General features: G+C 69.5%; 23 protein-coding genes and 2 pseudogenes. 14 read left to right on the forward strand and 11 right to left on the reverse strand.

Features of this window, described 5'->3' with window-relative positions; translation table 11 throughout:
* Positions 1-131 precede the first annotated feature (131 nt).
* From F4553_RS41640 to F4553_RS42790, 3 genes and pseudogenes are all read right to left on the reverse strand, one after another.
* Complete coding sequence (locus tag F4553_RS41640) at positions 132-1,349, reverse strand: DUF11 domain-containing protein (RefSeq protein WP_184830956.1); 1,218 nt, start codon at positions 1,347-1,349, stop codon at positions 132-134.
* Between the two features lie 21 nt (positions 1,350-1,370).
* Positions 1,371-1,517, reverse strand: a pseudogene (locus F4553_RS42785) (hypothetical protein); the annotation flags it as partial.
* A 52-nt stretch (positions 1,518-1,569) separates the two neighbouring features.
* A pseudogene (locus tag F4553_RS42790) lies at positions 1,570-1,857 on the reverse strand (hypothetical protein); the annotation flags it as partial.
* 143 nt (positions 1,858-2,000) lie between these two features.
* On the opposite strand from F4553_RS42790, the gene F4553_RS01125 reads away from it, so the two are divergent.
* A complete protein-coding gene (locus F4553_RS01125; protein WP_184830960.1) occupies positions 2,001-2,633 on the forward strand; it encodes a maleylpyruvate isomerase family mycothiol-dependent enzyme in 633 nt (210 codons plus the stop codon).
* Between the two features lie 137 nt (positions 2,634-2,770).
* Here F4553_RS01125 and F4553_RS01130 read toward each other — a convergent pair whose 3' ends face one another.
* Both F4553_RS01130 and F4553_RS01135 read right to left on the reverse strand, forming a co-directional pair.
* On the reverse strand, positions 2,771-3,178 hold the full coding sequence (locus F4553_RS01130; RefSeq protein WP_184830962.1) for a hypothetical protein: 408 nt from the start codon (positions 3,176-3,178) through the stop codon (positions 2,771-2,773).
* Positions 3,179-3,247: 69 nt separating this feature from the next.
* Entirely contained in the window at positions 3,248-4,468 is a 1,221-nt protein-coding gene (locus tag F4553_RS01135; protein ID WP_246465791.1) for a serine hydrolase domain-containing protein, read from the reverse strand.
* Positions 4,469-4,662: 194 nt separating this feature from the next.
* Here F4553_RS01135 and F4553_RS01140 point away from each other — a divergent pair, with 194 nt between their 5' ends.
* From F4553_RS01140 to F4553_RS01160, 5 genes are all read left to right on the forward strand, one after another.
* Complete coding sequence (locus F4553_RS01140) at positions 4,663-5,547, forward strand: LysR family transcriptional regulator (RefSeq protein WP_184830966.1); 885 nt, start codon at positions 4,663-4,665, stop codon at positions 5,545-5,547.
* Between the two features lie 108 nt (positions 5,548-5,655).
* Positions 5,656-6,597, forward strand: a complete 942-nt coding sequence (locus tag F4553_RS01145; protein ID WP_184830969.1) for an acyltransferase domain-containing protein — start codon at positions 5,656-5,658, stop codon at positions 6,595-6,597.
* A 253-nt stretch (positions 6,598-6,850) separates the two neighbouring features.
* Positions 6,851-7,354, forward strand: a complete 504-nt coding sequence (locus F4553_RS01150) for a nucleoside deaminase (protein WP_184830971.1) — start codon at positions 6,851-6,853, stop codon at positions 7,352-7,354.
* A 235-nt stretch (positions 7,355-7,589) separates the two neighbouring features.
* Positions 7,590-8,372 (forward strand): protein kinase family protein, encoded by a 783-nt coding sequence (locus F4553_RS01155; protein WP_184830973.1) that lies wholly within the window; start codon positions 7,590-7,592, stop codon positions 8,370-8,372.
* A gap of 249 nt (positions 8,373-8,621) precedes the next feature.
* On the forward strand, positions 8,622-8,957 hold the full coding sequence (locus F4553_RS01160; RefSeq protein ID WP_281394953.1) for a suppressor of fused domain protein: 336 nt from the start codon (positions 8,622-8,624) through the stop codon (positions 8,955-8,957).
* 16 nt (positions 8,958-8,973) lie between these two features.
* On the opposite strand, the gene F4553_RS01165 is transcribed toward F4553_RS01160, so the two are convergent.
* The 3 genes from F4553_RS01165 to F4553_RS01175 form a co-directional block, all read right to left on the reverse strand.
* A complete protein-coding gene (locus F4553_RS01165; protein ID WP_184833101.1) occupies positions 8,974-9,516 on the reverse strand; it encodes an ATP-binding protein in 543 nt (180 codons plus the stop codon).
* A 98-nt stretch (positions 9,517-9,614) separates the two neighbouring features.
* Positions 9,615-10,136, reverse strand: a complete 522-nt coding sequence (locus F4553_RS01170) for a polyketide cyclase (protein WP_184830975.1) — start codon at positions 10,134-10,136, stop codon at positions 9,615-9,617.
* 178 nt (positions 10,137-10,314) lie between these two features.
* On the reverse strand, positions 10,315-11,187 hold the full coding sequence (locus F4553_RS01175) for an Ig domain-containing protein (protein WP_246465792.1): 873 nt from the start codon (positions 11,185-11,187) through the stop codon (positions 10,315-10,317).
* A 164-nt stretch (positions 11,188-11,351) separates the two neighbouring features.
* Between F4553_RS01175 and F4553_RS01180 the strand changes: the two genes are divergently transcribed.
* A complete protein-coding gene (locus F4553_RS01180) occupies positions 11,352-12,236 on the forward strand; it encodes an alpha/beta fold hydrolase (RefSeq protein ID WP_184830979.1) in 885 nt (294 codons plus the stop codon).
* 42 nt (positions 12,237-12,278) lie between these two features.
* On the opposite strand, the gene F4553_RS01185 is transcribed toward F4553_RS01180, so the two are convergent.
* Complete coding sequence (locus F4553_RS01185) at positions 12,279-13,223, reverse strand: RodZ family helix-turn-helix domain-containing protein (RefSeq protein ID WP_184830981.1); 945 nt, start codon at positions 13,221-13,223, stop codon at positions 12,279-12,281.
* Positions 13,224-13,661: 438 nt separating this feature from the next.
* Here F4553_RS01185 and F4553_RS01190 point away from each other — a divergent pair, with 438 nt between their 5' ends.
* From F4553_RS01190 to F4553_RS01205, 4 genes are read left to right on the forward strand one after another with little or no spacing between them, the layout of a single operon-like run.
* Positions 13,662-14,261, forward strand: a complete 600-nt coding sequence (locus F4553_RS01190) for a tetratricopeptide repeat protein (RefSeq protein WP_312875054.1) — start codon at positions 13,662-13,664, stop codon at positions 14,259-14,261.
* A gap of 33 nt (positions 14,262-14,294) precedes the next feature.
* Positions 14,295-14,591: an effector-associated constant component EACC1 gene (locus F4553_RS01195; protein WP_184830985.1), complete on the forward strand. Its 297-nt coding sequence runs from the start codon at positions 14,295-14,297 to the stop codon at positions 14,589-14,591.
* 15 nt (positions 14,592-14,606) lie between these two features.
* Positions 14,607-16,868 carry a CHAT domain-containing protein gene (locus tag F4553_RS01200; RefSeq protein WP_184830987.1) on the forward strand — a complete coding sequence of 754 codons (2,262 nt, stop codon included), beginning with the start codon at positions 14,607-14,609 and terminating at the stop codon, positions 16,866-16,868.
* Positions 16,865-18,055, forward strand: coding sequence for a tetratricopeptide repeat protein (locus F4553_RS01205; RefSeq protein ID WP_184830989.1), 1,191 nt, complete (start codon positions 16,865-16,867; stop codon positions 18,053-18,055). The genes F4553_RS01200 and F4553_RS01205 overlap by 4 nt, the downstream gene beginning before the upstream one ends.
* A 106-nt stretch (positions 18,056-18,161) precedes the next feature.
* On the opposite strand, the gene F4553_RS01210 is transcribed toward F4553_RS01205, so the two are convergent.
* Positions 18,162-18,581, reverse strand: a complete 420-nt coding sequence (locus F4553_RS01210) for a hypothetical protein (protein WP_184830991.1) — start codon at positions 18,579-18,581, stop codon at positions 18,162-18,164.
* Positions 18,582-18,696: 115 nt separating this feature from the next.
* Between F4553_RS01210 and F4553_RS01215 the strand changes: the two genes are divergently transcribed.
* The gene (locus F4553_RS01215) at positions 18,697-20,802 is read left to right on the forward strand and encodes an AfsR/SARP family transcriptional regulator (RefSeq protein WP_184830993.1); all 2,106 of its coding nucleotides are present in this window, start codon (positions 18,697-18,699) and stop codon (positions 20,800-20,802) included.
* 19 nt (positions 20,803-20,821) lie between these two features.
* Entirely contained in the window at positions 20,822-21,679 is an 858-nt protein-coding gene (locus F4553_RS40495) for a tetratricopeptide repeat protein (RefSeq protein ID WP_281394955.1), read from the forward strand.
* On the opposite strand, the gene F4553_RS01220 is transcribed toward F4553_RS40495, so the two are convergent.
* The gene (locus F4553_RS01220) at positions 21,672-22,115 is read right to left on the reverse strand and encodes a hypothetical protein (protein ID WP_184830995.1); all 444 of its coding nucleotides are present in this window, start codon (positions 22,113-22,115) and stop codon (positions 21,672-21,674) included. The two genes, F4553_RS40495 and F4553_RS01220, sit on opposite strands and share 8 nt — an antisense overlap.
* Before the next feature lie 125 nt (positions 22,116-22,240).
* Here F4553_RS01220 and F4553_RS01225 point away from each other — a divergent pair, with 125 nt between their 5' ends.
* Positions 22,241-23,056: a hypothetical protein gene (locus F4553_RS01225; RefSeq protein ID WP_184830998.1), complete on the forward strand. Its 816-nt coding sequence runs from the start codon at positions 22,241-22,243 to the stop codon at positions 23,054-23,056.
* Positions 23,057-23,083: the final 27 nt, after the last annotated feature.

Here is a 23,083-nt window from a genome sequence, read left to right on the forward strand (position 1 = left end):
GACCCCGACATCGCCGACGACATCGGGTTCGGCCGTGCTGATCCCGCCGCCCGTCCTCGACGGCGCGATCGGCTTCGGAGCCCGATCACGCCGCCGATGCCGTGGCGGGATCCCCACCCGGGCCGCCGTGCTCAGAAGCAGGTGACCAGGACGATGGAGATGACGTTGCAGGTGGAGACTGCCTTGTCGTTGGCCGGGTGGGGGTCGTCCGGTGTCGACGCCGTCCGGACCGAGGTGACCTTCACCGGTCCGAGCCCGAGGATCGACAGCGGCATCCGGAAGGTCCGGTCGGCCGTGGCGCCCTTCGCGATCGCCGCGAAGGTACAGGTGATCTTGTTGCCGGCCTGGACGCAGCCGGGCGACAGGTTGATCGCGGTCTTGCCGGCCGGGAGGGTCGTGGTGACCACGGCGCTGGTGACATCGAAGGGCCCGCGGTTCTTCGCGGAGACGGTGTAGCGGATCGCGGGTACGAGGACCCCGATCTCGGGATGGGCGTCGATGTCGACGTCGATGTCGGCGCCGACCAGCTCGCAGCTGATCTCGGTCTCGGCGTCGCACACGTCGGTGCCGGCGCTGCCGTCGGCCGAATCGGTGCCGTCGTCGCCGATCAGCGTGTCGTTGCCGGCTTCGCCGATCAGGGTGTCGTCGCCCTCGTCGCCGTTCGCGGTGTCGTCGCCGTTGCCGCCGTAGATCGTGTCGTTGCCGGACTCGCCGTGGAACTCGTCGTTGTCGTTGCCGCCGTAGAGGATGTCGTCTCCGTCGTCGTAGCCGCCGTAGATGATGTCCGAGCCGTCCTCGCCGTAGAGGACGTTGCTGCCCTCGTCGCCGCTGAGCAGGTCGTCGCCCGGTCCGCCGTAGAGCTGGGTGTCGTTGTCCTGCCCGCCGAAGATCTGGTCGTCGCCGATCGCGCCGTAGATCGCGTCCACGCCCTCGCTGCCGCGCAGGATGTCGTTGCCGTCCTGCCCGCGTACCTCGTCGTCGCCGGAGTTGCCGTCGGTGTCGTCGTTGCCGGGGCCGCCGTTGATGAGGTCGTTGCCGGGGCCGCCGCCGATCGTGTCGTCGCCGTCGCCGCCGTTGAGGGTCTCGTCGCCGTCGCCGCCCAGCAGCCGGTCGTCGCCGACGCCTCCGTTCAGGATATTGACGCCGGTGTCGCCGAAGATCAGATCGTTGCCGGCATCCCCGTCGGCGATGTCGTCGCCGCTGTCGCCGCGCATCTGGTCGTCACCGTCGCCGCCGTGGACCTGGTCGTCGCCGTCGCCGCCGAAGATCTGGTCATTGTCGGCCTCGCCGTAGACGGCGTCGCCCTCCTCGTCACCGCGCATGTTGTCGGTGCCGGTGCCGCCGTGCATCTCGTCGCCGCCCGCACCGCCGTTGACATCGTCGTCGCCCGCGCCGCCGGAGAAGGTGTCGTTGCCGTCGCCGCCGTTGAGGTTGTCGTTGCCGTCGCCGCCGTCGACGGTGTCGGCCCCCGCCGGCGCCGCGGAGCTTGTCGTCGCCGTTCTCGCCGAACAGCTGATCGGCGGTGGTGTCGGTGCCGTCGTCCGCGTCGCTGCAGACCAGGTCGTCTCCGTCGCCTGCGTGTACGACGTCCGCCCCGCCCAGGCCGACGATGACGTCGCGGTCGGCCGTGCCGTTGAGGGCGTCGTCGCCGGGCGTGCCGACGATGGTGGCCACCTCGCCGTCGCAGAGATAGTCCACGGCGTGTGCCGGTGCGGCCACCGCGAAGGATGCTGCTGCGCTCACCATGGACAGCACCGCGATGCGTATGCCCATCCGAGTCCGGATGCCTCGTCGTTGAAGCATGAAATCCTCCATGGCTCCTGGGGATGAAGCCACACAGTGAAACGACCGCACCATGAGCACCAGCGACTGTTCCGCGAGACGGAACGACCGCCGGCTTGACCACCCGGACGCCGGACCCGTGCGGGCGTCCGGCGAGCGCAGTAGGGTTCAGCCCGTCGGCCGGGCTGACCGGCGGTCGGGGAAGGACGTGGCGGGGGATGGGCGAGTCGGAGCTGTGGGGCATGGTCCATGCGGAGCGGGCGGCACTGGCGGAGGGTCTGGCCGGGCTGCATGACGCGCAGTGGAGCGCCGGATCGCTGTGCACCGCGTTCACGGTCCGCGAGGTCGTCGCCCACCTGACGGCGGGGGCCCGTCTCGGCCCGGTGCGCTGGATGGCGGGTGTGATCCGGCACCGGTTCGACTTCGACGCGCAGAACGCGTACCGGCTCGCGCAGCAGCTCGGGACCGACCACGGCGAGACGCTCGCACGGTTTCGCCGCTCGATCACCAGTACGACCAAGCCGCCGGTGCCCGTCGCCGCGATTCTGGGCGAGGTGGTCGTGCACGGCGAGGACATCCGCCGCCCGCTGGGGATCCGGCGCGACTACCCGATCGCGACCCTGACCCGGGTCGCCGAGTATTACCACCGCTCCAACATGACGGTGCCGAGCGAGCGGCGGACGCGTGGGCTGCGGCTCTCGGCGACCGACGGGCCGTTCTCCGGCGGCGCGCCGGACGGTGCGCTGGTCAGCGGAGGCACGCTCGCCCTGATCATGGCGATGGCGGGACGGCCGGGCTACGGCGCGGAGCTGACGGGTGCGGGCGCGGGGGCCATCGCAGCCTCGGCGTGAATCGGCGCCCTGGTCACGGGCCCCCGGCCAGGACGTGGCGAAGGTGTGGGGGCGACGTCTCCGCCGCTCCCACACCGGCCACTGAAGATCAACACCACGGGATCGGCGGGTACGCAGCCACCCCCGGCGACGTGCGGTCAGGCAGCGTCGAGGGCGGCGGTGATCTTGCGTGTCATGGCTGCCAACGCGGGTCCGGGCTGACCCCGGTGACCACGGGTTGCCGTTTCGACGGCCACGAGCACGGCGCTGCGGAAGTTGTCGGCTTCTGCCGGGTCCTGGTGTTTGAGCACGCCCATGGCGGTCGTGAGGGCCGGCAGCACCTGGTCGGCGATGGCCGCCACCGACGTGCTGTCCAGCCTCATGTCCCGCGGATACTCGGCGAGCACGTGCCCGACCAGCCCGGTGGCGGAGGCCAGTGCGATGGAGCCCTCGGCGGCTGCCTTGTGCGGCTCGCCGGTGGCGTCGGCGGCGGAGATCAGCGTGACGGCGCCGTACGCGGCGGTGCGGAGGATGTTCTTGTCCTGGTCGGTAAGGGTGACAGGCATGGTGATGCGCTCCTCGGAATCAGTTCGGGAAGGGGGAGGGTCCGGCCCTCGTGGGCCGACCGCTGGGTGTCAGACGTCGGCGGCCTGGTAGAGCGTGGTCCAGAAGTCGTGGATCAGTCGCGCCGGTTCGGGGACGGACAGCCCGACCTGGGTGAGCAGGATCCCGGTGATCCGGTGGTGCGGGTCGGCGTATGCCGTGGTGCCGGCACCGCCGTCCCAGCCGAACTGGCCGATGGGCGCGTAGTCGCCGCGGTAGGTGCGTACCGCGGTCCCGAAGCCCCAGCCGCCGTGCTGCCCCTGACCGAACGACACGTGGACGTTGCCGGTGGCCATGGCGTGCCGGGCGGCCTGCTGCTCGGGCGTGAGGCGGTTGGTGGTGATCAGCTCGACGGCCGCCCGGGACAGGATCCGCTCGGTCCCGTGCATACCGTGGTTGAGCAGCATCTGGAAGTAGGCGTGGTAGTCGTCGACGGTGGAGGACAGCCCGCCGCCCCCGCCCTGGAACGCCGGGGGCCGGCTGTGGCGTCCCCCCTGAGCCTCGTCCCACACGTGGAACTGCCCGGTCTGCGGGTCGGGGGCGTAGAGGGGAGGCAGCCGGTCGATCTTGCCGGCGGGTACGTGGAAACCGGTGTCGTTCATGCCCAGGGGGCCGAAGACGCGTTCTCGGAGGAACGCCTCGAACGACTGGCCGCTGACCCGCGCCACGAGTACGCCGAGCAGGTCGCTGCTGATGTGGTACTGCCAGCGCTCGCCGGGCTGGTGCATCAGCGGAAGCGAGCCCAGGCGGCGCATCCACTCGTCCGGCTCGGGCATCGGCTCCGGCAGATCGGGCGTGAGCCCCTGCTGGAAGACCGCTCCCATGATCGGCGTGCCCAGCGCCGTCATGTCCATGCCGAGCCCGAACGTCGAGGTCAGCAGGTCCCGTACGGTGATCGGCCGCCGGGCCGGCACGGTGTCCTCCAGCGGTCCGTCGATCCGCTGGAGGACCCGTCGGTCGGCGAGCTCCGGCAGCCACGGCTCCACAGGGTCGTCCAGTCGCAGCCGGCACTCGTCCAGCAGCACCATCGCCGCCGCGACCGACACCGGCTTGGACGTCGATGCCATCCGGAAGATCGTGTCCCGGCGCATCGGCGGACCTCCGTCATGGCGCATCGTCCCGATCGCCTCGACGTGCGCCCGACCACCCCTGCTGACCAGCGCGACCAGCCCGGGAATCCGCCCGGACTCCACATGCCGTGCCAGCACCTCGCGCACCCTGCGCAGCCCCGCCTCGGAAAAGCCTTGTTCCATCATGAATCTCCTCGCCAACAGTGTTCGATCTCCCGAGACCGCTCCGGCGCGGGCCGCATCCGCCCGGATCGCGGCGGCTGGACGCGGAGTCCGCCGGTGGTCTCGCGGTGCCTTCACAGCGTCCCGCCGCCGCAGGTTGTCGATCAACGACAGCCTCGGCAACGCACTGTTTAGCCAGAGTTGATAATCGGCGGGTGGAGCTGCGCGACATCGAGATCTTCCTGACCCTCGCCGAGGAGCTGCACTTCGGCCGCACGGCCGAGCGGCTGCACCTCACCACCGCCCGCGTCAGTCAGTCGATCAAGAAGCAGGAGCGGGTCATTGGCGGGCCGCTGTTCGACCGCACCTCCCGCGCGGTCAGCCTCACCTCGCTCGGCAAACTCCTCCGCGACGACCTGCTGCCCGCTCACCGGCAGATCCAGCGGGCCGTCGACCGGGCAGCGGCCGAGGCGCGCGGCATCACCGGCACGGTGCGTGTCGGCTACACCACCCCCTGGTGCGCCGACCTGGCCCTTCAGGCAGGCCGGGCGTTCAGCGACAGGTACGCCGGGTGCACCGTCCTGGTGCAGGAGGTCCAATTCAAGGACATGCTCGGGCCACTGCGCCGCGGTGAACTGGACCTCCAGCTCAGCGAGCTTCCCGCGCGATCTCCCGGCATCGCCGACGGTCCGGTGCTGTTCCGCGAACCCCGGGCGCTGATGGTCCCGGCCGGCCATCTCCTGGCCCGCCGCGACAGCGTGTCGCTGGAGGACCTGGCCGGGGTGCCGCTGATCAGGTCGGACGGAGGGCTGCCGGAGTCGCTCATCGACCTCCACATACCCGTCCGCACCCCGATGGGCCTGCCCATCCCCGACGGGCCGGCCTACACCTTCTGGCCCGAGATTCCGGCCCTGGTCGCTGCAGGTCTCGGTGCCTCGATCGTGGCCGCCCGCGCTGCCCGGTACCACGCCCGGCCAGGCATCGCGTTCGTGCCCTTCCGGGACGGTCCCACCCTCGACTACGGCGTGCTGCGGCTCGCCTCCGGGCAGACGCCGCCGGCCGCGGCATTCGTCGAGCTGCTCGCCGACCTCGCTTCCTGACCCCGTCCGAGGGGCTGCGCCTCCGCCGCCAGGAGCCGTCGGGCCGGTCTCCGGCGGTGCCATGATCGCTCGGGGGAGTCCGACCAGCCGACCGGTAGGATCGCCCGTGTGGATCTAGAGGAAATCGCTGCCCGGCTCGGCGTACCCGTCGCAGAGGTCGACCGCGTGCACCGGCTCGCCGGGGACCGGCCATCGGCTCCGCTGCCCGCCAAGGCCGACGCGCCCGCGATCCTGGACCGGCTGGGCGTGCGGTCCGACGACGCCGCCGAGATCATGGCGGGCTGGCCCGACCCCGACTCGCCACTGTGGACGCCGGAGCTGCGCTGGCTGCTGGACCGCTCGATCGCCCTGGTCCGCGCCGATCTCGGGGGTCACGACTGGCTGCCGCCCGGCCCGGAGCTGCAGCGCGACCACGGACCGGCCTGGCGGCACCTCTACGTGTACGCGTTCCTGGCCCTCGTCGACACCGTCAGGGGATACCACCGCGATCACGGCATCGCCGACGAGGTGTCGTGGTCGACCCTGGCGGACCTGGGCCGCAACCTCGCGGTCGACCGGCGGATGCGCGGCGAGGGCTGGCCGGTCATGCAGAGCTGGCTGACGCTGCACGCGCGCGGCGGCCTCTACGAGCTGGGCCGCCTGCAGCACCAGCGCGGCACCACCATCGGCCTGCACATCCCCGACGCGGGACCGCTGACCCCGGCGGCGGTCGAGGCGTCGCTCGACGAGGCCCGCGCGTTCTTCCCGCGCCACTTCCCCGACGAGCACTACGCGGAGTTCTCCTGCGGCTCGTGGCTGCTCGACCCGCAGCTGCTGGAGTACCTGCCGGCGGACTCCAACATCGTCCGGTTCCAGCGCAGGTTCGAGCTGGACGCATACGAGGAGCCGGAAGGAATAGACGCCGACGTCGAGGTGCTGCGGTTCGTGTTCCGCAGCCTGACCACGCCGCTCGACCAGCTGCAGTGCCGCACCGTGCTCCAGCGCGCGATCGTCGACCACCTGCAGGCGGGCCGTCACTGGCGCTGGCGCCGCGGCACCTTCCCGGTCTGACCGGACCCGCGGCGCTGCGCGTTCACGCCTGGCCGTTTCGCGCCTGGTCGAGCGTGCCGAGGAAGGCCTCTGCGGCGGCCCGGACCCGGTCCCGGTGGCGAGCAAGCTGTCGGCGAGCAGGGCGTCGCCATCCGCGCCGTCGCCGAGACCCTCGCCGCACAGCTTGGGATGGGAGCCGACCGGTCCGGGACTGATCGCCGACCTCGAGCAGGGCGACTACTTCGCCTGAGCGTGCGGCACTACGATGAAACCGGTGACGCCCGAAGAGATGATCGGTGCCGCGCTGGCGGTCGCCGAAGCCGGCCTCGCCGCCGGAGAGCAGCCGATCGGTGCGGTGGTGGTCCTGGGCGACGAGGTCGTCGCGCAGGCATACACCCAGGAGAAGGCGTCCGGGCGCCGACTGGTCCATGCCGATCTGCTGGCGATGACCGCCGCGGACCACCTGCTGGGCTGGCGCCGCATGCCCCATCCCCTGCGGCTCGCGGTGAATCTCGAACCCTGCGTGATGTGTCTCGGCGCCGCGATGGCCCTCGGCGTCGGCGAGGTCTATTTCGCGCTGGAGTCCCCGGCGGACGGTGCGGCGCGTGTCGCTGCCGAGTGGCCGTCGCATCCGGACGCGCCCTGGTTCACGGCCCCTGCCGTGATCGGTGGCATCCGTCGTGAGGAGAGCCGTGAGCTCTTCCGGCGGTACTGCGACTCCGTGCCGGATTCACCGATGCGCCGCTGGGCGCAGACACTGGTGAACCTGCCGCAGTAACCGCCCAGCGGGTTTCGCAATGCAACAGATCTTGGTTGTTGAGGTGCCTGAGTGTCCATTTGAGAATGGGGAGATGAGCATCCCGGGGCGCCCTCGGCGCCGGGGCGCGCCGGGTGCAGCTCGACTTCACCGAAGGCCGACTCGCCCTCAAGCTCGACCCGTCCGGCGGGTCCTCGCCTCATCGACCATGCGAAATTCGGTGTTGCTGCCGTTCAGAGCCGGGTATACACGGCAGATGAGCGAAGAGGCCCTGCCCGGCGGCAACACCACGGGCGCCGTGTTGATCGACGGTGTCGTGCACAAGCGGGCCTCGCCGTGGACGGCGACGGTGCACGCGGTGCTGCGGCATCTCGAGGACGCCGGGTTCGATGCCGCTCCCCGCGCGCTCGGCTTCGACGAGCAGGGCCGCGAGATGCTCACCTACCTGCCGGGAGAGACGTTCGGCGACCGGAGATCGTGGCCCGGCTGGGCGTCGGCGGACTCGATGCTGGCCCAGGTCGGCCAGTGGTTGCGCCGGGTACACGACCTGACGGCCGACTTCACCCCGCCGCGGGACGAGCACTGGTTCATCGGCGGCGCGATGGGGCCCGGTTTGATCGTCGGGCACCAGGACGCGTCTCCCTTCAACGCGGTGGTGGACGGCGACCGGCTGGTCGGGTTCTGCGACTGGGACATCGCCGGTCCGTCGTCGCGGGAATGGGATCTGGCGTTCTCCGCACTGACCTGGGTGCCGCTCGCGTCGCCCCGAGACGGCATGCCGCTGCGCGACGACGACCTGCGGGAGCGGTCCCGCCGCCTGCATCTTCTGCTCGACTCCTACGGCTTCGACGGCGATCGAGGCGACTTCGCGAGCGCGGTGCCGCAGCGGGCCCGGCGGCAGGCCGAGGTGATCCGCACCATGGCCGACGCCGGGGACGCCGCGTCGACCGCGCTGCTGCCCATCGCGGAGCTCCTCGAACGGTCCGCGACCGACGTCGAGGCGCTAGCGGGCACCTTCTGGACGCGCCCGTCACGGTGATCCCCCATTCCGGGCGGGCAGGACGCGGCACGATGGACAGGCGAGGTTCCGGTGTGGCGCACCTTCGCCGAAGCTGTCGACCAGCACATCATCCTTACCGAACACTGGCCACCTCCGGCATGAGCGAGCTGCCGATGACCGCCGCACCGGGGCGCGGCATCAGCCCGTACGCCGAATTGATGCTCAGCTTGCCGGCCGACTGGCCGCTGCCGTAGACGCTCGGCCGACACGACGACCCTACAGCCTGGCCTGTGCACCTTCTCAAAACCGTCGCTCGGTTTCCCTACGAGGACGGGACCTGGATCGGCGAATGACACTCCATGCCGGAACGGCGACCCGGCGCAGCCCTATGCCGCCGACACACCATTCGCCGGGGTCGTCGTCGCGCCGATGCTGCGGGTGATGCCTGAAGCCCGCACCATCGATGTCCATGACGGCGTCAGCATCGCGTTGCTCGAGCTGATCCCACTGCACCCAGCTGAACTGGCGGTCAAGATCGATAGCGGTGTCGATGCGCTGATCGGAGTGCTCGACCGTGGCCGCATCACCGAGCTGCTCGACCCGCACCGGCCCTCCTACGCATAGCACCTCGATCGCGTGTTCATCCCTCAACGGACGGCGGCCAGCGGTATTCGCGCCACTCGTCCCAGGTCGCGAATCCAGCCGGTGGGTCGTCGACGGGTTCACTGCCGTCGAGTTCGCCACGCGTCGGGATCTCGATGGCGGCAGCCCACCCCGCGAGCTCCTCGTCGGACATGGGCCACGTCGTGTGCGGCGCTTCGGCTTGGCGCCGGTCACGCCGTGTCCGCTGCTCGGCCGGGGTGAGTTCGAAGTACAGCAGCTCCACCGCCGCGCCTCGGTCCGCCGCAGCCTGGCGTAGGGCGGAGCGCTCGTCCCGACCCCAGAGGCCGTAGTCGATCACGACGTTGTTGCCCAGCTCAAGAGCTCGCAGCCCGATCTGGATGAGCCGTCCTTCGATCACGTCGCTCGCCGAGGTCGGATTTTCGTGCCCGTAGAGCGCCTTGACCCATTCATCCTTCGTGAGACGAAGTGCCTCTTCCTCGACTTCGATGCGCCGAGCGGCAGTGGTCTTCCCTGTGCAGGGGAGTCCCACCGTCAGGAACAGCTTTGGCCGCTTCATCATCACCCGCTTCCCGGCCGGACCGAACGCCTCATCATCGCCGACATCCGCTCGCCGCTGTCAGTCCCCGCGCTCACCCCGATGACCGGATGTGATGACCTCTATTCTGCGCCTGCGTCCGGAGGAACCTCATGGCACTCAGCGAGTCGCTTGAAATTGAGCAACTGCCGTCTGGCCATGACAAGGTCTCCCAGGGAAAGGCCGACAGCGGCCCACCGGTTCGTCTCCGCGACGACCTTGAGCAGCAAACGCGTCGTGCAGCCCGCTTGGGGTGCCAGCACGTAGGACATGAAGCCGCCCATGATGGTGCCGGTCAGGTGTTCGCCGGGCACCACCGAGACGATCCTGCCCAGCTTCCGGCCCCCCGCGCTGGTGAAGGCTTCGCCGACGCGGGGCTCGGTAAGCCTCACCAGATGCTGCGGAGAGCGGCGACCGAAGTTGTCGATCCAGTCGTAGGAGTACGGCGCAAGCCGGACTTGGCAGACCCATGGCCACAGCACGGCCGAAGACGCCTGCACCTCTACGCCTCGCCATGCCTGCAGCGCAGGTGCGGTGACGAACGCATCGCATGGATAGGAGCGCAGTACCTCGCTGTCGGTTACGCCCCATCGGTCACCGATCATGTGTCCATCCTCCGCCAGACACCCGCCGCGATCGTCATCGGTGTTCCTTCGAGGGTCCGGCGACAATCGCTGCTCTCAGCCGTGCGGTGGTGTGCCGGTCGAGGACCCGGAGGAGGCGCGCCGCGTTGGCGAGGGTGGAGCGAGGCCCCTGGTCGCAGGAGACCTCGCTCGTTGGGTGTCAGCACCTCGGACAGGGCTCGTGACGTACGCTCCAGGTGAAGCTCGTATATCCCGAGAGGCCGACGCCCCCGACGGCCGTGACCGTCACCGAGTAGGTCCCGATCGTGGTGGCCGGACCCGTGATGAGACCGGTGGACGGGTTGATGCTCATTCCGGTGGGCAGGCCGGACGCCGACCAGTTATACGTTCCGCTGCCGCCGGTGGCTTTCATCTGGAGGTAGGCGGGGTCCCGGTAGTAGCTTGACTGGCTGCCCGGGTTGGTGACCGTGATCGCTCCGGTCGGAGGCGGTGGTGGTGGCGGCGGCGTGCTGCCGCAACCGACCGGCAGCGGCACGCTGTTGACGTGCAGGTAGGCCGATGGCGGCGTGTAGCCGCTGCGGCGCATGAACGCGGTGGCGACTCCCCAGTAGATGCCGTACTGACAGGACGTCTCCCTGGCACTGCCGTAAAGCGTGTAGCTGACCGGGAGGGCCACCGTGCTGCTGCCGACCAGGCTGACGTCGCGCCGGAGTTGGACGAAGAGCGACAGGAAATCCATCCAGTCGGTGCACTGGAGGGCGGAGTCGACCTGGACGCTCGAGCCTGGTGAGCCCCCGCCGAACGGCGGGCTGATCGTGAGAACGCAGGTGATGACGGCCGAGGTGCCGGCGCCGGCGTTCAGGGTCAACAGCTTCCCGTTGCCCCGCGCAGCGATGGCCTGGATCTCCTCGAGCGTCGCCTTGGTTACGGTCGCCGGACGGCCGGCGACCACCCCGGTGGGCGCGGCGGCGGTGGCCGTTGTCGCCCGAGCGGGCAGCGCGGACCCGAACACGACAGCGCTCAGGACGAGCGCGGCCGCCGTGGCGGATCGGTACCATCGAATTCTCGACATGACAGTCGATTCCTCCCTCGAATCTCTCCGTGGCGCGACGCGCCGGGAAGCCACAAGTGTCGACGAATCGATTGGAATTCGACTGGACCGCATTCATGCCGAAGACTGGCCCCGGCCGCGTCACCATGATCCCCCGGGCACTGCCCTTCGGCTAAGGTGTGGCCATGAGCTCTGGTGATGAAGCGAGCCTGGCTCTGCCCGACGGTCGGCTGATCGACTATTTCGATGGCGGCGATCCGTCCGGCCGACCGATCTTCTTTCAGCCGGGAAGCCCCAACACCCGGATCATGGGGAAACTGTGGCACCAGACGGCCCAGGCGGCCGAGGTCAGGATCATCAGCGTGAGTAGGCCGGGCTACGGCGGGTCGACCGCGATCACCGATCGGCCGACCCTTTCGGCGGCGGGCCGCGACCTTGCTGACCTCGCCGACTCGCTCGGGCTGGACCAATACGCCGTGGTTGGATCATCGGGTGGCGGACCTTTCGCCGTCGCGGCTGCCGCCGCCGATCCCCAGCGGGTACGAGCACTCGGTGTGGTCGCCGGCGCCGGACCGTGGCGGGAGATCGCCGACCCGTCGGCCGAACCGGAGGAGAGGGCGTGCCTGGCCCTCCTGGACGAAGGCGACCTCGCCGGTGCCCGGGTCGGCATGCGCCACCTCGTCGAGAACGTCTGGCAGGCGGACCTGCGCAAACTCGACGATGCCGCCCGTCTCGACGCGTGGCTGGGCGAAGATCCGCTCGCCGGAGACGAGGCCTACCGGGCGATCATGGCAGACGCCATGCGCGCGATTCTGGAGGGCACCGAAGGCGCGGTGTTCGACGCGCTCGCCATCGGCGCAGGCTGGGACCTCGACCTGCGCGCAGTTCAAGCACCAACCCTGCTCTGGTACGGCGAGGCGGACGAAGTCTGCACCGTGGAGTACGGGCGCTGGTATGCCGAACGGATCGCCGACGCGGAACTCATCGTCCTCCCCGGCGAGGACCACCTGACCGTGGGCGACTCACACCGGCCCGAGGTGTTGGCGGCTCTGCTCAAGGCATGGCAGTAACTCTGACATCCCGAATCCGGCATGCCCACCGGAGTATCGCGGTCAGCCGGCGGCGCCTTTCCAGACTATGAAGTCCGCGACCAATACCGGGTTACTGCCGCGCGGGGCCTCTATCACGAAAGCCATCGCATAACGGCCGAGCTCCGTCTTGATGCAGATCAGATCTCCGACCTCGACGGGTCGCACCTCGTCGTCGTATGCGGCCGACGACCGGCAGGCACGATAACTCGGAAGGCCGCCTATCTTCGCGATCCCCTTGCCGGTGTCGTCCTCCAGGTAACTGCCTTCGCTCGCATTGTTCAGGTAGATGTCGTATAGGACCGGCCCAGCCGTACTCCGGCTGCTGGGCTTCCCGAACTGCGGCCCCGACGTATCCAGATCAATGGCATCTCCGTGCCTGATCGTCAATCGCGTACATGAGTGCAGACGCTGAGGATCACCGGATTGGGGCTTCACATCGGCGCATGGCGTCGTGACACCCGCAGGCCTCGCCGACGGGGTTGCTACCGGACTCGCGGGAAGCGGCGAGGACGGCGCGCCGGTCCCGGGTGCGGTCGGCGACGATGTCTCGGCCGATGCGGATGCGGTGGGGGAAGGAGGTGCCACCATCGTCGCCTTCTCTCCGGCGGAGACGCGGTCCAGCCATGTCATGCCGACCGAACCCGCCACGACCGCGATGACCGTCGTGACGGCGAGCGGCCACCGGGCGCGCCCATCGGTGTCGCTCGGGTCCTGTTGCGGTGGTGCGGGGCTCCCCCCGATCGCGGTTATCACCGCGAGGACGACGGCAACGACCATTCCGTACACCGATGTGACCTGATCGAGTTGCTCCCTGGCGTTATTACCGAGGAGGAGGGCTGTCACCCATGCGGCGATCACGGCCGCTATCAGCGGAACGCCTACTACCACAGTCCAATAACGCCCGGCGTTCTTCGGATTCACCGGCCCAGTGTGCACAAGCACATCAAGCCTCCAGAAGTCGATCACGAGGCTACCGGGGGTGGTGAGCTTTCGCCCTCCACGAATTCACCTCATCGGGTTCGTCCGATCGATGGATGATCACTGCCAGGGCGGCGCCTGATCGTCACCGAACCGGTAGTCGATAGGGTTGGTGTCGCATTCTCGTGAGCGCTCAACTGACGGATAGGATCCGAATCTCGCCGCCGGGCTGTAGTGGTATCCGGGTGTGCGGAATGATTCGGTATTCCGTCCTATTCGGATCTTGCCCTCGGTCGACCGGTGCCCAGAGCGGTATCGGGGAAGGAGTTTGGATTGGGCGATTCGGCCGTAATCGGTGGGGAGGCTGGACGGTCGGCTGGTGGCTGGCCTGGTGTGGTAATTGCGAGGTGGGGCGAGGTGCATCGGTTGGCGGTAGCAGGTCGGGAGCCGGAGATTGCTCGTCATGCCGGGCGTCGGGTGGCGAGGGTGTGGCTGGGCTGGTCGCGGTTTGCCGACGTCGAGACAGTGGCGCAGGCGACCCTGACGTTAGGGCCGGACGCTGGCGCGCTGTACGACCTGCGCTGGGCGCTGACGGCTACCGGCCGCCCTCGGCAGGCGCTGGCCTCTTACGAGCAGGCGTTATCGATCCTGCTGGAAGTTGGTGACCGGGCCGGTGAAGCGGCCACGCTGAGCAACATCGGCATGGCGTATGCAGGGTTGGGTGATCGGCGGCGGGCGTTGGTCTATTACGAGCAGGCGTTGCCGATCCGGCGGGAGGTCGGCGATCGGGCTGGTGAAGCGGTCACGTTGAGCAACATCGGCGGTGTTCGGTTCGGACAGGGTGATTTCGTCGGGGCAAAGACTGCGCTGGATGGAGTGCTCCACGTCGACCGGGCTGTGGGAGATCGCAGTTCTGAGGCACTGACGTGTTTCAATATGGCCGTCTTGCTGTCACGGATGGGGCGGCCGGGTGAGGCTATCGAGTTTCTGGGACGAGCGATCGTCTTAACGGAGCAGACCGAGCATCCGGCATTGGATCGGATGCGAGCGTTCCTCGTTGAGCTGCAACAGTTGGTGAAGGAGTAGTCGATGGGTTCTGCCACCGTTGAGGTGTCGGGAGTGGACGCTGCGCATTGGGCCGCGGAACTGCATGCCACGCTGACGGCGAATATGCCGCCGGGCGACAGGGTGTCGCCGGTGGAGCTGCAGCGCTCGGCCGAGATGGTCGTCGCGGTCATCGGGCTGGTCTTCGCCGGAGTCGGGACGGCCAAGACGATCTGGGACTGGTGGCAGTCACGCCGACCGGAGGGCGTCACCGTGAAAATCCTGCTGGGTGACGGCACCCAGGTCAACGTATCCACGACCGACCAGGCCGAGCTGGAGATCGTTTTCCAGCGGGCCGATTCGCAGCACTGAGGCGGGGCAGTCCAGATGAGCCAGATGAACGTGTTCGACGTAGGGATCTTCGAGCAGGCTTCCGGAGTGTGGGAACTCCGCCTGTCCACGGGCGGTGCCCGGCCGAAGACCAGGGTGGTGGAGAAGGCTGCCATCGACGACCTGATCGCGTTGGTGGAGCAGGACTATGGTCAGCACACGATCGCTCAGCGGGTGTTCGGCTCGTCGCGGCTGGCGGAGCTCGGCCGGAAGCTGTTCGCGTTCCTCGACGGGGAGGAGCGCTGGCTGACTCCGATCCTGGACCAGCGGCAGGGCGCGGTTCTGCGGATCGCCGCTGAGCAGCGGTTGCGGCATCTGCCGTGGGAGCTGCTGGCCGACGAGGGCAATTTCCTGGTGGTGTCCGGTCGTGCGCCGCTGCTGCCGGTCCGGGCGATCGGCGGCGGTGATCCGGTGTCGGCGGCGGTCGGGAACCGGCCGTTGCGGGTGCTGTTCATGGCCACGTCGCCGGAGGGTGTGGAGCCGGTCCTCGGCTACGAGGCGGAGGAGGCGGCGATCCTGGAGGCGACGTCGCGTACCGGCACGGAGCTGGTGGTGGAGGAGAGCGGGACCCTGGAGGGCCTGCGTTTCCTGTTCCGCGACTACGGCGAGGGCTACTTCGACGTGCTGCACCTGAGCGGGCACGCCACCGTCGACCCGGCTGGGCGGCCGCGGTTCCTGGCCGAGGACGAGTACGGCGGGCTCGAAGCGGTGACGACGGACCTGATCGAGGATGCGATGTTCGGGCACTGGCCGCGGCTGGTGTTCCTGTCCGGGTGCCTGACCGGGAGTGCTCCTGATCGGGGTGCGTTCCCGTCGATGAGTGAGAGCCTGGTCCGGGCGGGTGCTCCGGCGGTGCTGGGTTGGGCGTTGCCGGTCGGCGATGTCTCCGCGACCGACTTCGCCGCCCACCTCTACCGCGCCCTCGCCGACGGGCAGCCCCTCGACCGGGCCGTCGTCGAAGCCCGCAGGCAGCTCTACTCCGCCGAGAGCAGCAACTGGCACCTGCTGCGCGCCTATGCCGACCCGTCCCCCTTGACGCCGATGGTCACCCCCCTGAATACCCGGGGCCGCGCTCGTATCGCCGTTCGGGCCGCCGATCAGGAGTTCCTGGACCCGCAGACCCATCGGTCGCGGGTGGCGTCGCGGGCCGGGTTCGTCGGTCGGCGCCGCGTCATCCAACGCTGCCTGCGCACGCTGCGGCAGCCCAACAACGACGACGGTGCCGTCGAGGCGCTGGTCCTGCACGGCATGGGCGGCCTGGGCAAGAGCAGCCTCGCCTCCCGGCTCCTGGAACGCATGCCGACCCACCAGCGTGTCGTCTGGTACGGCCGGGTCGACCTGATCAAATTCCGGGAACTCACCACCAACATCGCGTTCCCCTCCGTCGAGCGGCAGGAGGAAGCGGCCCGGCTGCTCGACAACGACCAAACCCCCCTCCTGGTACGCCTGCGCCACCTGCTGCATCCCGACGGGCCCCTCGGCCAGACTCCGTGCCTGTTCGTGTTCGACGACTTCGAGGCCGGCAACCTCGACCAGCGCGACGGCACCTACGTGCTCTCCGCCGAGATGGCCGAGATCCTCCCGGCGCTGCTGCGCGCCATCCGCGAGACCAACAGCCCCAGCCGCGTCATCATCACCAGCCGCTACCGGTTCCCCGCCCCCGCCGGCACCCGCATCGGCGTGGAGTCCCTGGAAACCCTCACCAGCGTCGAACAGGCCAAAAAGGTCGCCAACCTCGTCAACCTGCGCCACGGCTCATCCGTCGACCGCACCATCCGGCAGCGGGCCGTCGCGGCGGCGGCCGGCAACCCCCGGCTGCTCGACTGGCTCGACCTCATCGTCGCCGACTCCGCCCTCGACATCGACGGCCTGCTCACCGCCATCGAGAACGAAGCCGACCGGTTCCGCCGCGAAACCATCCTCGCCACCAACCTCCTCAGCTCGCAGGCGATCGAGCTGCAGAAGATGCTCGCCAAAATCAACGTGGTCGAACTGCCCATCCCCGAAGCGGCCGTCCACGCCATCCACGACCACCCCGATGCCCGGGTTCACGTCATCCGCGCCGTCCAGCTCGGCCTCCTTGAAGAAGGCACCGACCCCGACACCCGCCAATCCCGCTACTACGTCTCCAACGTCCTGCGGCCCCTCATCCGCCCCCTGCTCACCGACGACGAATACACCGAGGCCTGTGCCGCCGCCGCTCGATCCCTCTACGAACTCTGGGTCACCGGCCCCATCCCGGCCGAGCCCACCCCATGACCACCATCAACCACTGGGCCGAAGTGCACCGACTCGCGGTAGCAGGCCGGGAACCGGAGATCGCCCGGAAGGTCGGGCGTCGGGTGGCCAATGTGTGGCTGGGCTGGTCGCGGTTCGCTGACGTGGAGGCAGTGGCTCAGGCGACGCTGACGTTGGGCCCGGCTGCCGACGCCCTGTACGACCTGGGTTGGGCACTATCGTCCACCGGCCGCCCCCTACAGGCGCTGAGCTGCTACGAACAGGCGCTGTCCATCTTGAGAAAGGTCGGCGACCGGACCGGCGAAGCGGCCACGATGAATAACATCGGCATGGTGTACCACCGGCTGGGTGACCTAAAGCAGGCGTTTACCTACTACGAGCATTCTCTGCCGATCGCGCGGGAGGTCGACGACCGGGCAGGAGAGGCGGCCACGCTGACCAACATCGGCGGCGTGTATAACGTGCTGGGCGACCGACGGCAGGCGCTGGTCTACTACGGACAGGCGTTGTCTATTCGGCGGGAGGTTGGCGACCGGGCCGGAGAGGCGGCCACGCTGAACAACATTGGCGCCGTGCACGACGAGCTGGGTGATCGGCAGCAGGCGCTGGTCTACTACGAGCAGGCGCTGCCGGTCCGGCGGGAGGTAGGCGACCGAGTCGGCGAAGCGATCACGCTGAACAACATCGGCATGGTGTTCGACGGGTTGGGTGATCGGCAGCAGGCGCTGGCCTACTACGAGCAGGCGCTGCCGATCCTGCGGGAGGTAGGCGACCGAGTCGGCGAAGCGACTGCGCTGAACAACATCGGCATGGTGTTCGACGGGTTGGGTGATCGGCAGCAGGCGCTGGCCTACTACGAGCAGGCGCTGCCGATCCTGCGGGAAGTCGGTGACCGGGCTGTCGAAGCAGCTGCGCTGAACAACATCGGCATGGTGCACGCGAGGTCAGGTGATCGGCAGGAGGCATTGGCCTACTGTGAGCGAGGGTTGCATATCATGCAGGAGGTCGGCGACCGGGCCAGCGAAGCCGTCGCCCGTTACAACATCGCGATGATCCACCGGGCGGGCGGCCACCTCGACCAGGCCATCAGCGAACTCGAAATCGTCGTCGAGCTCGACCGCCAAACCGAACACCCAGACCTCGCGGCCGACATGGCCCTCCTCGAACAACTACGCAATCAACGAGCACAACTCCATGGCAGGAGCTGAACCAGCACACCCGCCGAAGTCACCACTGGTGAACGGGTATGGAACGCGAATCGCGTTCCATACCCGTTGATCAATCAGCGGTCAGCGCGGCCTGAGCCGGGAAACGTCACCAGCGCTGCCAGGGGCTGTAGTTGTCGTAGATCCAGCTCCCCGAGCTGTTGCGGAAGATGACGTGGGTGCGGCCGCAGTTGGCGCCGGCAGGCTTCGTCGTGCTGTAGACCGGTGAGTGGCCGGTCCAGACCGGCGCGACCGTTCCCTTGAAGCTGGAGTTGGTCCCGTTGATGGAGGTGCAGGGACCGGAGCTGTAGGTGTAGACGAGGTACACGTCGGCGGAGTATTCGCCGAGGCTCGTGCTGGAGAGGTAGTAGTCGGACTTCAGCGGATTGGTCGTGCCGGACGTGACGCTGATGCAGACCGAGGAGTTCGACCCCGATGCGCAGCCTCCGCCGGTGTCCGCCTGGGCGGGTGCGGTCCAGAGAGCCGTCGATGCCAGGACGGCGATGACCAGCGTTCCAACTCGTTTCACAGTGCTTCTCCCCGTGGAGTAGTGAATGCGAATATCGGCGATCGTAAGTCGATCGATGAAGACGTGTCAAGATCGGTTGGCGGTTCGAGCACCGAGCGGCACTACGATCTATGCCATGGCGGTCCGGTTACTCGGTCCGGTCGAGCTCACCGGGCCCAGCGGCAACGCGGTGCTCAGCGGCGTACGCCAGCGGGCACTGGTGGGTGCGCTCGCGTTCAACGCGGGCAGGTCCGTTCCGTCGGCGCGGCTGGTCGACGCGTTGTGGGGCGCCGAGCCGCCGCGGACGGCGTTCAAGACACTGCACGGCCATGTGGCGAGGCTGCGCCGCGTGCTGCACGCGTGCGGCTCACCGGATCTGCTGGTGACGTCGGGCTCCGGATACCTGCTGGCGGCGAGCCGCGACGACGTCGACGGCCTGCGGTTCGAGGACATCGTCGCCGCGGCGCGGGCGGACCTGGCGGAGAACCGGCTGGCCCGCGCCGTCGAACGGTTCCGGGACGGGCTGGCGCTGTGGCGCGGCGATCCGGTGCAGGACGGGGAGCTGTTCGGCTGGGGCGAGGCGGAGGTCCATCGGCTGCAGGAGGTACGCCTGACCGCCGTGGAGGACCTGTGCGACGCCGAGCTCCGCCTCGGTCGCCACGGCTCGGTCGTGGCCGAGGCCGAACGGGTGCTGGTCGACCACCCGTTGCGGGAGCGGATGGTGGAGCTGCTGATGCAGGCCTGCTATCGGTCCGGTCGGCCGGCCGAGGCGCTGGGGGCCTACCGGCGGTTGCGGGTGCGGCTCGCCGACGAGCTGGGCGCCGATCCGTCGGCGGATCTCCAGCGGCTGCACACGGCGATCCTGCGCCAGGACGTGGCCGTGGAGGACGCGGCCCGCGAGGATGCGCCACGGCCGCAGATGCCGCGTCCGGCCCAGCTCCCGCCCCGGGTCGGGCACTTCACCGGGCGGCGCGAGCAGATGCGGGCCCTCGACGAGGCGCTCGACGGTGCTTCCGATGCGCCGATCGTGGTCGTCAGCGGCGCGGGCGGGATGGGCAAGACCGCCGTCGTGGTGCAGTGGGCGCACACCGTGCGGGACCGGTTCCCCGACGGCCAGCTCTTCCTGGACCTGCGCGGCCACGACGACCGCCTGGCCATGACCCCGGCGGCGGCGATCGTCCACGCGCTGCGGTCGCTGGGCGTGCCGGAGAGCTGGCTGCCGGGCGACCGGGAGGAGCAGATGGGCCTGCTGCGGTCGCATCTGGACGGACGGTCGGTGCTGATCGTGCTCGACAACGCCGCCAGCAGCGACCAGGTGCTGCCGTTCGTTCCGGCGTCACCGACGAGCGCGCTGGTGGTGACGAGCCGGCGGGCGATGGCCGCCCTGACGACCTATCACTCGGTCTGCGCCGTCCAGCTCGGCGCGATGTCTGGCGAGGAGTCCCTGGCGCTGCTGCGGGCGGTGGTCGGCGCCCCGCGGATCGACCGGGAGCGCAGCGACGCGGCCACCGTGGCGAGGCTCTGCGCCGGGCTGCCGCTGGCGCTGCGCATCGTCGCGGCGAAGCTGTTGCACCGGCCGGAACTCACGTTCGGCGAGCTGGCGGCCGAGTTGTCCGGTGTGGACCGGCTCGGCGTTCTCGACATCGAGGGCGACGCACGCGGGGTCCGGGCCGTCCTCGCCAGCGCGTACCGGACGCTCTCCGAGCCTGCCGCGGCGCTGTTCCGGCGGCTCGGCGTACAACCGGAGCTTGGTTTTGATCCGCACCTGGCCGCAGCCGTCGGCGGCGGCGACCAGACGGAGGCGCTCGCGGAGCTGGTGGGCGCGCACCTGATCGCCGCCGTCGGCGGCGGCCGCTACCGCTTTCACGATCTGATCGGTGTGTACGCCAGGGAGTGCGTCGACGACAGCCGGGACGAGACGGTGACACGGCTGCTGGACTGGTACCTCGGCATCGCCGACGCGGCCAACCGCTCGCAGCCCTCGACCTACGACCGGGTGACGCCGGAGCTGACCTATCCACCCGCGCAGCTGCCGTTCGGCGGTGCGGGCCCTGCTGGCCTATCTCGACGCCGAGCGGCCCAACCTGCTGCCGGTGACCCGTTTCGCCGTGGACGAGGGGCGCGATGTCGCCGCCTGGCAGCTGGTCTACCTGCTCAGCGGCTTCTACAGCACGCGCGGGCAGTGGACGGACCGCATCGAGCTGTGCCGCCTCGGCCTGACGGCGGCGCAGCGGGCCGGTGACGCCCTGGCCGAGGGCGTGATGGGCGGCGCGCTGGGGCTGGCCTACCTGCGGATGCTGCGGTTCACCGAGGCGCTGGACTGCCTGTATCCGGCGATGGAGCGCGCGCGGGCCGCCGGGGACGATCTCGGCGCCGGGCGCATCCGCAACAGCATCGGCACCGCCTACGCCCGGCTGCGGCGCTTCGACGAGGCGGTCGAGATCTACCAGCAGGCGCTCGCCGCGCAACTCGCCGTCGGCGACCGGATCGGTGTCGCGGTCGCCCTCCACAACATCGGCCTCGGCCGGGTCCGCCAGGGGCGGCCGGACCTGGGCCGACCGGACCTGGCCGAGGCGCTGCGGCTGACCCGGGACGCGGGCGACCAGCGCATGGAGGCGATGGTGCTGATCGGCCTGGGCGAGGCCTGCCTGGCGCAGGGCGGCCGGGAGGCGGCGCTGGACAGCTACCGCCAGGCGCTCAAGCTGCAGCAGGCCATCGACGACCGGCAGCACCAGGTCGACAGCCTGCTCCGCATCGGCACCGTGCTGCTCGAAGCGGGCGAGCGGGGTTCAGCCTTCGACCACGTCGGGGAGGCGCTGGAGCTGGGCCGCGAACTCGGTGATCAGCACCAGATCTCGGTGTGCCTCACGGCGATGGCGCGGGTGCAGCTGCGCGACGGCGAGCTGGCTGCCGCCGGGGAGTGCCTGCGGCAGGCGCTCGCCCTGCGGGCGGCGGTGCCCGACGCGTACGAGGAGGCCGCGATCCATCGCGCGCTGGCCGAGCTGGCCCGTCGCGGCGGGCAGGACGCCGTCGCCGACGAGCACCGCCAGCGGGCGGTGTGGCTCTACCGGAGGGCGAACGCGCCCGCCGAGGCGGATGAGTTGATCCGGGCTACCTGACGGTCTGCCGGTGGACCACCGTGCCGTCGACCTTCAGCTGAACGTCGATGCTCGTCACGGCCGCGGACGGCCGGAACGCCAGGGTCGTGACGGCCTGGCCGGACTCGAAGACGACCTGGCCCGTGAAGACCTCCGGGTCGTGCGCGGCGGTGTGCGCGCGCAGGTCGTAGTCGAGGGCGAGCCGCCGGCAGTCCCCGCATCCGTTGCGCAGGACCCACAGGCCGCAGTCGCTGCCCCCGGCGCAGATGAAACCGCTGCCGCCGATGCACGTCTTGGGCGGGCAGAGCAGGCCCGTCTCGTAACCCACCCCGGCCGCCGCCGGAGTGGGCGACGGTGCGGCTGCTGCCGGGGACAGACCGATGACGGTGACTGCGGCCAGGACCGCTGCCGCCACGAGGGCACCCGCACGCATGGACTTCACAGGGCTGAACATCATGCCCGCAGCCTGCCCCATGGCGGTGGTGATCCGGTGGTGATCTTGCGGGTGCGGTCACCACCGCGGCGTTGCCGGTGCCGGCGTAGACATGGCGCTCACCCCAACCCCGATGGAAAGGGAGCCCGATGCGCTTCTGGAAGAAAACGATCATCACGCTCGCCGCGTCGACGGCGCTGCTGCTCGGCCTGGCAAGCTCGGCACACGCCTACCCCGGTCCGGCCGACGACCGGGTGAAGTCCGTCGCCACCTCGTGGTGGACATACGACAACGTGGACAGCGCGTGGACCACCAACTTCCTCGTCTCGAACAACGCGCGGATCACCGACCTGCGGGTCGTGACCTCCTCGCCGCTGCGCTTCCGGTGGACCGCGGTCCGCAACACCGGCGCCTACGCGACCGGGTCGTGGTGGTACCCGAGTGTCACGATGGCGCAGGTCAACACCCTGCTCACGCAGAACAGCGCGCGCCTGATCACCGCGGTGAAGCACTCCTCGACCCTCTACGCCGTGGTGATGGTCTCCAACACCGGCGCCAACGCCAAGACGTGGGGATGGTGCGACACCGACTTCGCCGGGGTCGGCGCCTGCCTGGGCAGCACCAACCGGCTGACCAACATCGTGAGCTACGCCCAGAACCGGTTCGTCGTGATCTTCGTCCGCAACGACGAGGGCTACGGCTGGTGCTGGTACGCGGGCATCACCCGGTCGCAGATCAACACCCTCTGCAGCGGACAGAGCGTGCTCGACATCAGCACCAACCCCGACAACACGTTCAACGTCGTCAAGGTGGCCTATGACAACGACGGCCGGCCGATGGACTTCAGCACGCTCGGTGCCCTGGTCACCTACGCCGTGACCACGCCGCAGGACCGCCCGCTGCTCGCGGTGCCCTACAACACCGGCGGCACCGTCCGCTGGATCACCTCGTTGCGCCACAACTGATCAGCGCCCCGGGGCCGGTCCAGCGTT

Origin of the sequence: Allocatelliglobosispora scoriae, from assembly GCF_014204945.1 — a bacterium.
Classification (GTDB): domain Bacteria; phylum Actinomycetota; class Actinomycetes; order Mycobacteriales; family Micromonosporaceae; genus Allocatelliglobosispora; species Allocatelliglobosispora scoriae.